We start from the raw sequence: 11611 nt of genomic DNA on the forward strand, positions 1-11611 counted from the left end.
TCGGGGGTTTCGACCGTCGTTGCCTAAGGTGATGTTAAATCAGATATTTCCCAGGTTTTTGGCAGTCTTCGCCACAGTGACTCAGGTCACTGGTGGATGCACCCGGGTGCGTCGATGACGCCTGTTGGCCACCGTATGCCGCCGGTTGCCGTGACTGGCTACACGCTGTCGGCCTGCTCCTCAGGGGCGGCCCGACGCACCACGATGCGGGTCCACGCCCCGACGTAGACCCGGTCGTCGCTGTCGAGCTCGGTGCGCGGACCGACCGCGACCGGGTCGACCGGCAGCGGGCCCGAGGCGGGGCCGACGAACGTGCCGTTCGCCGATCCGAGGTCCTCGACGAACCAGCGGGTGCCGTCGGTCGTCAGCTGGGCGTGGCGCCGGCTGACGCCCGTGTCGGAGGTGCAGTCGATGTCAGGCTCGATGCTGCGGCTGAGCGACATCCGGCCGACGAGGTTGCTACGCAGCGTCAGCGGCACGACGGTGGGCAGGCCGGGTGACGGCATCGGCTCCAGGGCCTCCTGCCCGGCATACCAGTCGGGGTCGACCCACACCTCGGCCACCCACTCCAGGGGGATCGACGGCGCGACCCGCGGCTGCTCGGGCGCCGCCGCCGCCGGCGGCGCAGTCGGTGCGGTCACAGGGCTCGCGGCCCGAGGCAGTGCGCCCGTCGTGAAGTCGTAGCCGCAGGCCTCGCAGAAGAGCGCCTCCGGCAGGTTGGTCGTCTGACAGTGCGGGCACTCCTGGCCGCTCGGGGCCGCCGTGGTGCTACCGACCGGCTGGGCGTGCGGGTCGATGGTGGCTCCGCAGGTGTCGCAGAAGTCCTCGGCCTGCGACTGGTGTCCGTGGGGACAGATCATTTCCTCACCCGGGTCGTCTTCGTGGAGGCGGTGTCGAGGGCCATCTCGTCGAGACGGTCGGCACCCTTCTTCAACCGGACGGTACCCGTTTCCGCGTTCTCGATCTCGACGACCTTGCGCAGGCGCGACGTCATCTCGGCGTCGCCCGCGGCGTCGGCGAGCTGGACGGCCCGGCCGAGCTTCGACGTCGCCTCGTCGTCGCGGCCGGCGGCCTTGGCCACGAGCCCGTCCTGGATGACCTGGGCCAGCTCGGCCTGCCCGGTGTAGCGGGCGACCTGGTCGTCGATGCGGGTGGTGAGCGCGTCGTCGTTCGACCAGGTGGCCTTGACCAGGGCCTGGGTCTGGATCTCGTCGCCGAGCGCTACCTGCACCCGCGCCGCCAGCTGCTCCTGCCCCACCGACTTCGCCGGCAGGCGGACCGCGACGTGGTAGTCGCGGCTCTCGTCCGCCCAGGCCCCGAGGGGGAACTGCGACGTGAGCGGGTTGACCGAGGTGCGACGCGAGGTGAGGTCCTCGAGGGTGGGGGCGACCTGCTTGACGAAGAGCGTCAGGGCGCCCTGCGGCGACCACACGCGCAGGTCGACCCCGGCGACCCCGCGAGCCATCGAGCGCCGCACCAGGCTGCTGAACTCCGCGGCCATCGCGCCGGCCGAGGGGATCAGGTCGACGGTGCCCATCAGGGCCGAGGCGATGCGGCGCACCTCGTCGACCTGCCACCGCGAGCCCAGCCCCCGGCAGTCGCACTGGAAGCGGCCGGCAGCGGCGGCGATCGACGCACTGAGCTGGTCGGGGGACTCGTGCTCGTTGGCCCCGTCGGTGAGCAGGATCGCGTGCCGCTGGGTGGCCTGCGGCACGGAGTCGAAGACCTGGGTCGCCTTGGTCAGCCAGGTGCCCATCGCGGTGCCGCCGTCGGCCCGGAAGGCGGCCATGGCCGAGATGGCCTGGGTCCTCGTCGCCGCGTCCATGCGCACCATCTGCTGCCCGCCGGGCACGGCGTACGGGAAGACGAGGGTGCCGACGTGGTTGCCCGCGATGACGGCGAACCAGGTGCCGTCGAGGATCTCAGTGAGGGCCGCCGTGGCCGCGGCTCGGCCCTGGGCGATGCCGTCCGGACCCATCGAGCCGGAGGTGTCGACGATGATGACCTCGGCTGCGTCGGCGACGCCCGAGCCGGCCTGCCCCGCGTCCCGGCAGGTGACGCGCACGATGGCGTGCACGTCGGTGCCGCCGTCGGGCAGGAACTCGTTCTGGAAGACCTCGGCGGTGAACTGCGCCATCAGGGGGTGTCCTTCGTGTCGTCGGTGGCAGGTGGGTCGGTCGGGACGGCGGGCGAGGTCGGGCCGATGCGGGCCAGCGCGACCGTGATGTTGTCGGTGCCCCCGCGCGCATTGGCCCAGTCGGTGAGGGCCCCGGCCAGTGAGAGCGGGTGGTGTCCGGCGGCTCCGAGGGTGGTCACCGTCTGGTGGACGAGCGCCTGCAGGTCGGCGGCCCCGGAGCAGTAGTTCCACAGCCCGTCGCTGCACACGACCAGCCACCCGTCGTGGTCGAGGTCGAGGTCGCCCGTGTGCGGGGTGAGGTCGTCGGGGGAGTCGACCCCGAGCCAGCGGGTGATGGCGTGCGAGCCCGGGCCGGTCTCGGCCTGCTCGCGGGGCACCCCAGCCTCCATCTGCTCCTGCGCGTAGGAGTCGTCGCGGCTCAGCTGACGGGCCGGGCGCCGGGGGGCGTCCGGGTGGTCTGGCTCGTCGGGGAGCCAGTAGGCGCGGCTGTCGCCCACGTTGCCGACGACCGCCAGCCCGTCACTGACGAGTGCCGCGACGAAGGTGCAGGACGGCGGGTTGTCGACCTGCGGATGGAGCGCCTCGCCCTCGCCGTCCCGCGGGCCGACCGGTGGGGCGGCAGGGGTGACGGCGACGACCGCGTCCCGCGCCGCCTGCACGGCCTCACCGAGCCGGGTGCGAGCCGCGGCGACGAGCGCCGTGCGGGTGCCGACCCCCCGGGGCAGCGGGTGCTCCAGCACCCGCGCGGCAGCGCGGCTGGCGGCGAGGCTCGCCACGTGCGAGTCGACGGTGTTGCTGACCCCGTCGCACACGACGAGGACCGCGAAGGAGCGGGGCGCGGCCTCGGCGTGGAGGGCGAGCGCGTCCTCGTTGCGACGGTGACGGCGCCCGATGTCGCACACGCCGGCCACCCAGGCGGCTGGCTCCTCCTCGTAGTGGTCACGCGGGTCGCGGCCCTTGCTGCCGCAGACGTCGCAGTAGCCGTCGACGACGTGACCGACCGCGCAGGCATGGCAGGTGGCACCTTCCGAGGTCGGCGCCGTCGGGCCCGTCGACGGGGGGACACCGGTGGTCACTCGGGCGACCGGGCCGGTCCAGCCGACGTCGAGCGGCGACTCCTCGCCGTCCGCGGCCGTCACGGGGTCGGCGCTCGCCCACCCGGTCCGGTCCTCGGCCGCCGGATCACCGGTCGGGGTCGTCGACGCCACCACGGGCACCGGGCCGAGGGCGCCGCCGCACCCCTCGCAGAAGCTCGCGCCCGGCTCGTGGGGCGCGCCGCACGACTGGCACACCGGCGACACCGAGGACGTCGGCGAGGCGCCCGTGGAGCCTGCGGGGGCGCTCATCGTAGCGACCACGGGCGCACGGTGTTGGCCTCGTCGACCAGGCGCACGCGGTCACGGCGGTCGGGGCTGAGGGTCGCCAGCCTGCGCAGCGACTCCTCGAGCGCGGTGCGCATGCCCTTGGTGGTGGCGGCGTGACCACCCACCTGCAGAGCCGGCACCTCACCCGAGGCCGTGACCGCCTGCAGGCACAGGTCGAAGATCCGGACGTCGAGCCGGGCCCGCTCGGCCGGGTCGAGCAGCACCCCGTCGAGGCTGGTGCGGGCCGCGGCCAGGGCGTCGAGGGGCGCGCCCGGCTGGGCGAGCAGGTCGGCGCGGGCCTGCCGGGCGATCGAGTGCGCACGGGAGGTGGCGGGCACGAGGTCGAGCGCCTCGACGGCGCCCGCACCGTCACCCCGGGCCCGGCGCACCCGGGACATGCCGAAGGCTGCCGGGGGGGTGTAGGTCGAGTCGGTGCGGGCGCAGGCGGCATACAGGCCCTCGGCGACGTCGAGCTCCTTGCTGCACTCGCACGCGAAGGCCAGGGCCAGCTTGGGCGCCAGCTCGCCCGGCACCTGGCCGTAGACGGCGTTGAACGCGCTCTGGGCGGCGGCCCAGTCGCCCTGCTGCAGCGCGAGCAGCCCCTGCATCCAGACGGCCCGCCACTCCCACGGGTCCTGACGCAGCATCTGGTCGGCAGTGACCTCGACGAGGTCGGGTCGGCCGGCCAGGAGCGCGGTGCGGCAGGTGTCGAGCTGCACCTCCGGAGTGACCGACGGCGCCTGGCGCAGGGCGTCGAGCCGCTGGTCGGGGGTGCCGTCGGCGAGGGCGTGCAGCCACGCGGACGACGGGTCGGTCGGGTCGACCCGCAGGGCAGGCAGGGTCTGCCAGTCGAGCCGGTCGGTCGCGATCGACGGGTTGTCGAAGAGCACCGACGGTGCCGATCCGATCCCGCGAACCGTTGCGGCAGAGCCTGTTCGGCGGCCACGGCCGACTCGGTCACCCGTGCTGTCCATGGCCACCACCTCACGCAGCACCCCGAGCATCTGCACCCGCAGCTCGTCGGCCGAGGCGAAGCGGTCGTCCGGCGAGGTGGCGCACAGCTTGGCGAGCAACCGGTAGAGAGAGTCGTAGCGCTCAAAGAGCGGGGTATCGGCCACCGCCGGCAGGGAGTGCAGGTAGGTCGACTGGTAGCCGCGGAACTCGAGCACCAGTACCACGAGGGTGCGCCCGATCGTGTAGAGGTCGGAGGCCACGGTCGTGCCCTGCTGGGCGACCTCGGGGGCCTGGTACCCGACGGTGCCGAAGATGGCCGAGTCGTCGTCGTCGATCCGCCGCACGCCGCCGAGGTCGATGAGCTTGAGGTCGTCGCCGACCTGGATGAGGTTGTCGGGCTTGAAGTCGCAGTAGACGAGCCCGAGGTCGTGCAGGTAGGAGAAGGCCGGGAGGATCTCGACGATGTAGGCCAGCGCCTGGTCGACCGGCAGCGCGTCGTAGCGTCCGGCTGCCCGCATCCGGTGCTTGAGCAACGACTTCAGCGAGGTGCCACCGACGTACTCCATGACGATGTAGCCGGCCTCGTCGTGCGTGACGAAGTTGTAGATCTCGACGATCTGCGGGTGGGACACCTGGGCGAGGAAGCGCTGCTCGGCGATGGCCGCGGCCAGCGCGTCGGGGTCGCCGGAGTTGAGCAGCCCCTTGAGCACGACCCACCGGTTGGAGACGTTCCTGTCGCGCGCGAGGTAGACCCAGCCGAGCCCGCCGTGCGCGAGGCAGCCGGCGACCTCGTACTGTCCGGCGACGAGGTCACCGGCGACGAGCTTGGGGTCGAAGGAGAAGGCCTGACGGCACTTGGGGCAGAAGCCGGTCGTGCGACCGGGGCGCCCGTCGTGGCTGCGGCCGACGGCGGTGCCGCAGGTGGAGCAGTAGCGCTTGTCCTCGGGGACCACCGGGTCCTTCATCAGGGCCGCGCCCGCGTCGATCGTCGGCACCGGCGGGATGGTCGTCAGGCCGGCGCCGAGCCGGGCGGTGCGCATGCGCTGCGACCCGGTGCCGACCCGTCGCGTCGTGCGGCTACCCGACTGGGTCGCGCGCACCGAGCCGAGGGCGGTGGACGAGAGGCGGTTGCTCGCCCGTGACACCGCTGAGGGCGCCGACTCGAGCCCGGCTGGGCCAGGGTCGGCCGGGTCGCCGCCAGGGCCCCCAGCGCCCTCGGCGCGGCTGGTCACCACACTGCCCGCGGGGCCCGCTCGGGGAGGCTCGGCCGAGGTGCCGCACAGGTCGCAGAAGCCGTCGAGCACGTGCCCCCGGCATCCCGGCTGGGCGCAGGCCGTGCCGTCGGGGACGCTCGAGCTGATGACCTGCTGCACGGCCGGGCGCAGCCCGCTGCCGTCGTCTCCGGCCGGCCCCGCGCCAGAGGGGAGGCTCGTCGGGTCGGCGAGGGCGCCCCCCATCGAGGTGCTCGCCCCCCCGGTGCCCGGCGTGCCGCAGACGTCGCAGTAGCCGTCGAGGATGGTGCCGGAGCACCCGGGCTGCGCGCAGTGCACGGTCATCGGGGAACCCCTGGGCTGGGCTGGGTCGTGGGTGTCGAGGGTGTGGCATACGACGTGACGTAGGCCGAGAGTGCGGCGGTGAGGGCCCGGGCCCGGCGCAGGTCGGTCGGGCGGGCGGCGAAGAGCTCGTCGAGCCGGTCGGTCAGGACCGTGCGGTCGGCGTCGGGCACGCCGCTCGCCCTGGCCTGGGCGCCGAGGGCGCCGGCGAGCCCCTGCGCCTCGTCACGGGCCGCGAGGGCGTCGGCGTAGGCGGCGTGCGCGGTCGTCAGGGCCCGCCCGACGGCGTCGAGCCGGGTCAGGTAGCGCTCGAGGGCGTCGGGGGGGTCGCCCGGCCCCGGCACCGGGCCGAGTGCGGTGACGTCGGGCACCGCGAGGCGTGGGGCGGGCGTCACGGCCTCGACGCACGCGGTTTCGAGCAGCCGGATGGCCTCACCGCGGGCGGCGAGCTCGGTGCGCAGCTGCTGGGCCCGGACCGCGTCGCGGGCGGCCACCACCCGCTGACCCGCGCCGACGATGAGGTCGCGCTCGGCGGTGCTCGCGTCGTGCTCGAGCGGGGCGAGCAGGCCGCCGACGTCGGCACCGCGCCGGGCGCGGTCGGTGACGTCGAGCAGCCGCTGCTCGAGACGGACCAGCAGCGGGCGGGCGGTGTCGCGCGGGTTGCCCGCCGGCGCCAGGGCGACCTGGTCGCGGACCCGCTCGATGGTCTGGCGCACGTCGGTCAGGCGGGTGCCCACCTCGGCCCCCGACGGCTCGAGGCTGAGCCGGGCCCGCAGGGACGACGTCATCGCGTCGAGCAGCCGGCAGGCCTCGGGCAGCGACAGGGCGAGGGCCCCCGCGGTCGCCGGCGCGACCGACGACGCAGCCGAGTCGGGCGCGACGTCGAGCCGGCCCCAGACCAGCGCGGCGATCCGCTGCGCCTGCGTGGGCCCGACCCGCCCGTTGTCGAAGGCTATCTCGAGCAGGTCGTAGCGGTCGGAGACCGCCTTCCACAGCGCCATCGAGACCAGCAGGTCGCGGCTGAAGGTGTCGCGCTCGCTCGAGGCCAGCGCCGCGGCGTCGAGGCCGTCGAGCTCGTCCCGGCGACGGCCTTTCCAGACGTCGAGGTCGCGCAGGTAGGCGAAGGCCTCCTGCGGCGTGACGGTGCCCCCGAGCCGGCCGGGAGCGGGCGGCGCGGCACCGGCGGCGGACGAGCCCGAGGCACCGTACGAGGAGGCCGTGGAGCCCGAGGTGCCCGTGGACCCGGGCACCGCCGAGCCGGGGGGAGGCAGCTGCAGTGACATCGTCACCGACCGTAGACCGACGCCGGCGGGGTGGGGGCGGGCCCGAGGGAGGTGGCGAACCACTTGTCGTACAGCTGTTTCCAGCCGGGACCCGACTTCAGGTCGTCGATCACCCGGTTGGCCAGGCGCACGAGACCGACGTTCTTCGGTGAGAAGCCCAGGCCGTAGCTCTCGGTCGTCTGTGCCTCCTGCGTCGGCACGTCGGCGAAGGGGTCCTGCGCCGCGAGACCGGCGAGCACGGTGTCGTCGCCGGCGATCGCGTCGACCTCGCCGGCCTGGAAGAGCACCAGGCAGCTGGTGTGGTCTCGCGCACCGACGGCCGTGACCCCGGCCTGCCCCTGGACGTAGGCGAGGGTGGAGGTGCCCGTCGGCGCACAGACCTTCTTCCCCCTGAGCGCGGCGAACGTGGCCGTCTGACCCTGGGACACGAGCAGCTTGAGACCGGAACGGTAGTACTCCGCCGAGAAGTCGATGTCGGCCCACCGTGCGCAGGTCATCGACATGTTGCGCGCCACCATGTCGACCTTCCCGGTCTGCAGGGCACTGACCCGCTCGGCTGCGGTGATGACCACGAGCGTGATCTTCTTCTCGTCACCCAGGGCCGCCTTCGCCACGGCTTTGGCGAGGTCGATGTCGAAGCCCTCGATCGCCGTTGTGCGCGGGTTGCGGGCACCGAGCAGCAGGGTGTCGGCGGAGACCCCGACCCGCAGCGTGCCGGTGGGGAAGTCGGGCAGGTCCGCGGTCGATCCCGCGGGCAGCGGGGCGAAGGACCTGACGTTGTCGGTGGGCTTCGTGCAGTTGTTCTTGGGGGCGCTGCTCGTCGCCGCCGGTGGCGGGGAGGTGGTCGGGCTCGGGACCGGGGTCGCCGAGTAGCCCCCGGCAGAGCACGCCGCGGGTGCCAGGAGGGCCAGCGCGGCGACGAGGCCGGCCGCTGAACGCCGGAGACGGGTCATCGGTACTCCTCCAGTCGCTGGCCGACTCCCCGCAGGGCGAGTGCGGCGGCGGCCAGGCTGAGCACGAGGACGAGCCAGCCCACCAGGGACGTGCGGGTCCGGGGGGCCGTGAGCGCTGCCCCGGCCGCGTCCTCCTGCTGCTGCAGGCGCTGCGACACCGTGGTCGTGAAGGCGTTGAAGGCGGCGTTGGCCGAGGCCGGGTCCGTCTTGGCGGCGTCGGTCCTGGCCTGTTCGTACCGGCCCTTGGCGCTCGTGGTCCGGATCGCCTCGTGCCGGGACACGTAGGCGTTCCAGGCGGCGCCCAGTCCCTCGGCGGCCGCGGGCACGCTGAGCGTGGTGAGCCGCTGGAGGACATGGGTCTCGCTGTCCGTCACCCACAGGGCTTCATACGGGTCGCCCGCGGGACCCTGCAGGATGATGGTGAGGCTCTCGTTGGCCTTGGCGTCGAAGGCAGCCGCCCGCACCTGCGACAGGCTGGTCGTCGCCGCGACGCTGCCGTCCCGAGCCTCGGTGGCGGCGGAGCGCACCGAGGCGATGGCCACGGTGCCGGTCACGAGCGTCACGACGACGAGCCCGGTCCCGACGGCCAGCGGCACGTTGACGTAGCGATGGGTGCGCCGGGCCAGCTCGACGAGCGCCAGCAGCAGCACCACGATCGCGAGCGCACCGACGAGGGTGAGGGCGAGCCCGGAGGAGCTCGCCCCGATCTCGGTGTCGAGCCGGCTCTGGTTGGCGGCCCTGAGGGCGTCGATGAGCCGGATGCCCTGCCCCCGCAGCGTGTCGCTGGCGTTCCTCAGGTAGGTCGCGCCGACCACCAGCCCCTGCCGGTTGAGCGCCCTGGCCTGCTCGACCGACGCGGTGTACTGCTGCACCTGGCCGTTGAGTGCGCCGAGCGCTGCGGCGTCGGCAGGCTGCGCGCTGGCCGCGGTGGCGATCGTCGTCGTCACCCGGGCGATGGCGTCGTCGTAGGCGGCGCGCTGCGTGGGCGGCTCCAGGCCCGCGACGAGGAACGCGTTGGTCGCGCTCGCGTCGGCCTGGAGCAGGTCCGACTGGATGCTCTGCACCCGCACGAGCTGCGTGAGGTTGAGATCGGCCCGCTCGAGGGCACCCGACGACGACCTCAGGGTGCTGGCCGCGACGAGTCCGAAGGCGGCCACCACCAGTGCGGTCACGGCGGCCACGACCCGCAGCCGGCCGGGGGTGCCCTGCAGACCGGAGACGAGCCGGGCCGTCGGCGCGCGGGGCGCCGGCGGGGCGACGGCCACCGTGCCGGCGGTCAGCTGCTGGCTCATGGCCCGTCCTCCTCGGGCGTGGCGTCCGGGCGGGTGCCGTCGTGGGCGTCGTCGTGGACGGTGTCGGGCGTCGGCTCGGCGCCGAAGTCGGTGGCCTCGAGGTCGCGCAGCTGGGCGTCGGTCGGCTCCTCGACGTCCTGGATGCGCAGGGCCTGCTGGCCGATCGCCTCCTCGAGCAGGTTGCGGGCGAAGCGACCGTTGCCGAAGGCCATGGTGCGCGGGGCCGCAGCGAGCACCTCACGAAAGACCTCCTCCGCGGCGGCGGTCACGTCGTAGTCGGCGTCGGCCGCGAGCTTGTGCAGGATCGAGATCACTTCGGCGTCGGTGTAGTCGGCGAACTCCACGGTCGTCCTGAAGCGGCTGGACAGCCCCGGGTTCTGCGCGACGAACGCGACCATGGGGTCGGGGTATCCCGCGACGATGACCACGAGGTCGCCGCGGTGGTCCTCCATCTCCTTGACGAGGGTGTTGACCGCCTCGGCGCCGTACTGGTCGCCCGTCAGCGAGTAGGCCTCGTCGATGAAGAGCACCCCGCCGACGGCCTTGGCGCAGACCTCGGCGGTCTTGACCGCGGTCTGCCCGAGGAAGCCGGCCACGAGCTCGCTGCGGTCGACCTCGACGAGGTGGCCCTGCTCGAGCAGCCCCAGCGCTCGGTAGATGCCGCCGACCATGCGGGCCACGGTCGTCTTGCCCGTGCCGGGGTTGCCGACGAAGACGAGGTGGCGGGTGATCGAGGGGTTGCGCATCCCGGCGGCCTCGCGCTTGGCCTCGACCCGCAGCATCGCGACCTGCTGGCGCACCACCTGCTTGACCGCGTCGAGCCCGATCAGCGCGTCGAGCTCGGCGAGCAGCTCCTCGACCGTCTTCTCGGGCTCGGGCTCGGGCTCGGGCTCGGGCTCGGGCTCGGGCTCGGGCTCGGACCCCGTTCCGGTGGTGGGGCTTCCCGTGGGTGGAGGGGCTGGCTCGAGGCGCCCGAGCGCCTCGAGCATGGCCGCGACGGAGTCGGCCCGCAGGGCCGCCGGGTCGGCCGGTCCGGCCGGTCCGGTGGCGGCCGAGGGAGCGGCGGTGGGAGCAGTGGCGGCACCTCGCTGCGTAGCCGCCACGGCCATGATGTTGTCCGTGACCCGGGGCGTCAGGCCGCCGAGGGTGGTGCACGACTCGATCACCGTGACCAGAGCGGCGGCGTAGCTGGTCGCATCGCCGCCGCCGGCGCGCAGGCGCGCGAGCGACTCGGTGGGCGCTGCCCGCCACCGGCGTCCGGCCGAGGCGGCGTCGACGAAGGCTGCGACGCTGGAGTCGAGGTCGGTGGGGTCGGCGAGACCGGTACCGGCGGCCCACGACCGGGCCGCTTCATACAGGGGGGAGGCGGACTCGGCGACGGTCGCCGCGAGCAGGACGCCCTCGCGGCGCGCCTCCTGTGGGTCGACGCCCACGGCGCGCGCCACCTCGGCGAGGGTGTCGAGGGCCCGCGTCAGCTGGGCGCTCACGAGGTCGATCGCCCGCTGGGCGGCGACAGCGGGGCGACGCCGCTCTCGAGGTCGGTCGAGGCGGCGGTCGACGACGCGGCGGGGTCGAGGCGCAGCGCTCCACCGCCGGCGGCGGCTCCGAACTTCTCCTCCAGGAAACGACCGTGCACGATCAGCGCCTGGGCATCGGCGTTGCACACGGCGTCGAAGACCTGGTCCATCGTCGCGCCGAGCAGGTCGAGCTGGTCGATGAGGATCATCAACGGCGTGCGCCCGCGGTCCACGGGGCGCGAGTCGGCCCACTGCCGGGGCAGCCTCAGGTATCCGCCGATCGCGTCCGGCAGGTAGTTGGTGGCGGTGGCGATGACGTTGTAGGCGCTGGGGCTTCCGGCGCCGAGGGTGTCGAGCCGGGGCACGGTGTCGCGCACCACGCGGGTGACCCGGCCGAGCCGCGCCGCCACCATGGGCGGCACCTTGCCGTCACGGGCCTGCTGCTCCACGGTGTCGACCGCCGCGACCAGGTCGTCGGCGTTCGGCGCGCGCGGAGTCGACACCTGCGGCTCGGCGGGCGCGCGCGAGCCGAAGCCGAACCACGCGGCGATTCCCATG

General features: G+C 73.9%; 9 protein-coding genes. All 9 read right to left on the minus strand.

Annotation, left to right across the window (positions count from 1 at the left end; genetic code table 11):
- Positions 1 to 158: 158 nt before the first annotated feature.
- Genes V3N99_15220 through V3N99_15260 form a run of 9 tightly spaced genes read right to left on the minus strand, consistent with a single transcriptional unit; the run spans position 159 to position 11610 of the window.
- On the minus strand, positions 159 to 860 hold the full coding sequence (locus V3N99_15220) for an FHA domain-containing protein (protein ID MEO3938089.1): 702 nt from the start codon (positions 858 to 860) through the stop codon (positions 159 to 161).
- On the minus strand, positions 857 to 2137 hold the full coding sequence (locus tag V3N99_15225; GenBank protein ID MEO3938090.1) for a VWA domain-containing protein: 1281 nt from the start codon (positions 2135 to 2137) through the stop codon (positions 857 to 859). Before V3N99_15225 ends, V3N99_15220 begins: the two co-directional genes overlap by 4 nt.
- Entirely contained in the window at positions 2137 to 3483 is a 1347-nt protein-coding gene (locus V3N99_15230) for a protein phosphatase 2C domain-containing protein (GenBank protein MEO3938091.1), read from the minus strand. Before V3N99_15230 ends, V3N99_15225 begins: the two co-directional genes overlap by 1 nt.
- Entirely contained in the window at positions 3480 to 6011 is a 2532-nt protein-coding gene (locus V3N99_15235) for a tetratricopeptide repeat protein (protein ID MEO3938092.1), read from the minus strand. Before V3N99_15235 ends, V3N99_15230 begins: the two co-directional genes overlap by 4 nt.
- Complete coding sequence (locus V3N99_15240; GenBank protein MEO3938093.1) at positions 6008 to 7291, minus strand: hypothetical protein; 1284 nt, start codon at positions 7289 to 7291, stop codon at positions 6008 to 6010. Before V3N99_15240 ends, V3N99_15235 begins: the two co-directional genes overlap by 4 nt.
- A 2-nt stretch (positions 7292 to 7293) precedes the next feature.
- Positions 7294 to 8244 carry a transporter substrate-binding domain-containing protein gene (locus tag V3N99_15245; GenBank protein ID MEO3938094.1) on the minus strand — a complete coding sequence of 317 codons (951 nt, stop codon included), beginning with the start codon at positions 8242 to 8244 and terminating at the stop codon, positions 7294 to 7296.
- A complete protein-coding gene (locus tag V3N99_15250; protein MEO3938095.1) occupies positions 8241 to 9536 on the minus strand; it encodes a hypothetical protein in 1296 nt (431 codons plus the stop codon). The genes V3N99_15245 and V3N99_15250 overlap by 4 nt, the downstream gene beginning before the upstream one ends.
- The gene (locus tag V3N99_15255; protein MEO3938096.1) at positions 9533 to 11023 is read right to left on the minus strand and encodes an AAA family ATPase; all 1491 of its coding nucleotides are present in this window, start codon (positions 11021 to 11023) and stop codon (positions 9533 to 9535) included. The genes V3N99_15250 and V3N99_15255 overlap by 4 nt, the downstream gene beginning before the upstream one ends.
- Positions 11020 to 11610, minus strand: coding sequence for a hypothetical protein (locus V3N99_15260; protein MEO3938097.1), 591 nt, complete (start codon positions 11608 to 11610; stop codon positions 11020 to 11022). Before V3N99_15260 ends, V3N99_15255 begins: the two co-directional genes overlap by 4 nt.
- Position 11611: the final 1 nt, after the last annotated feature.

It is taken from the genome of Dermatophilaceae bacterium Soc4.6 (assembly GCA_039889245.1).
Classification (GTDB): domain Bacteria; phylum Actinomycetota; class Actinomycetes; order Actinomycetales; family Dermatophilaceae; genus Lapillicoccus.

Excerpts from the sequence above, each read along its gene's own strand:
- V3N99_15220 (MEO3938089.1), bottom strand. The coding sequence starts at position 860 with ATGATCTGTCCCCACGGACACCAGTCGCAGGCCGAGGACTTCTGCGAC.
- V3N99_15225 (MEO3938090.1), bottom strand. The coding sequence starts at position 2,137 with ATGGCGCAGTTCACCGCCGAGGTCTTCCAGAACGAGTTCCTGCCCGAC.
- V3N99_15230 (MEO3938091.1), bottom strand. The coding sequence starts at position 3,483 with ATGAGCGCCCCCGCAGGCTCCACGGGCGCCTCGCCGACGTCCTCGGTG.
- V3N99_15235 (MEO3938092.1), bottom strand. The coding sequence starts at position 6,011 with ATGACCGTGCACTGCGCGCAGCCCGGGTGCTCCGGCACCATCCTCGAC.
- V3N99_15240 (MEO3938093.1), bottom strand. The coding sequence starts at position 7,291 with ATGTCACTGCAGCTGCCTCCCCCCGGCTCGGCGGTGCCCGGGTCCACG.
- V3N99_15245 (MEO3938094.1), bottom strand. The coding sequence starts at position 8,244 with ATGACCCGTCTCCGGCGTTCAGCGGCCGGCCTCGTCGCCGCGCTGGCC.
- V3N99_15250 (MEO3938095.1), bottom strand. The coding sequence starts at position 9,536 with ATGAGCCAGCAGCTGACCGCCGGCACGGTGGCCGTCGCCCCGCCGGCG.
- V3N99_15260 (MEO3938097.1), bottom strand. The coding sequence starts at position 11,610 with ATGGGAATCGCCGCGTGGTTCGGCTTCGGCTCGCGCGCGCCCGCCGAG.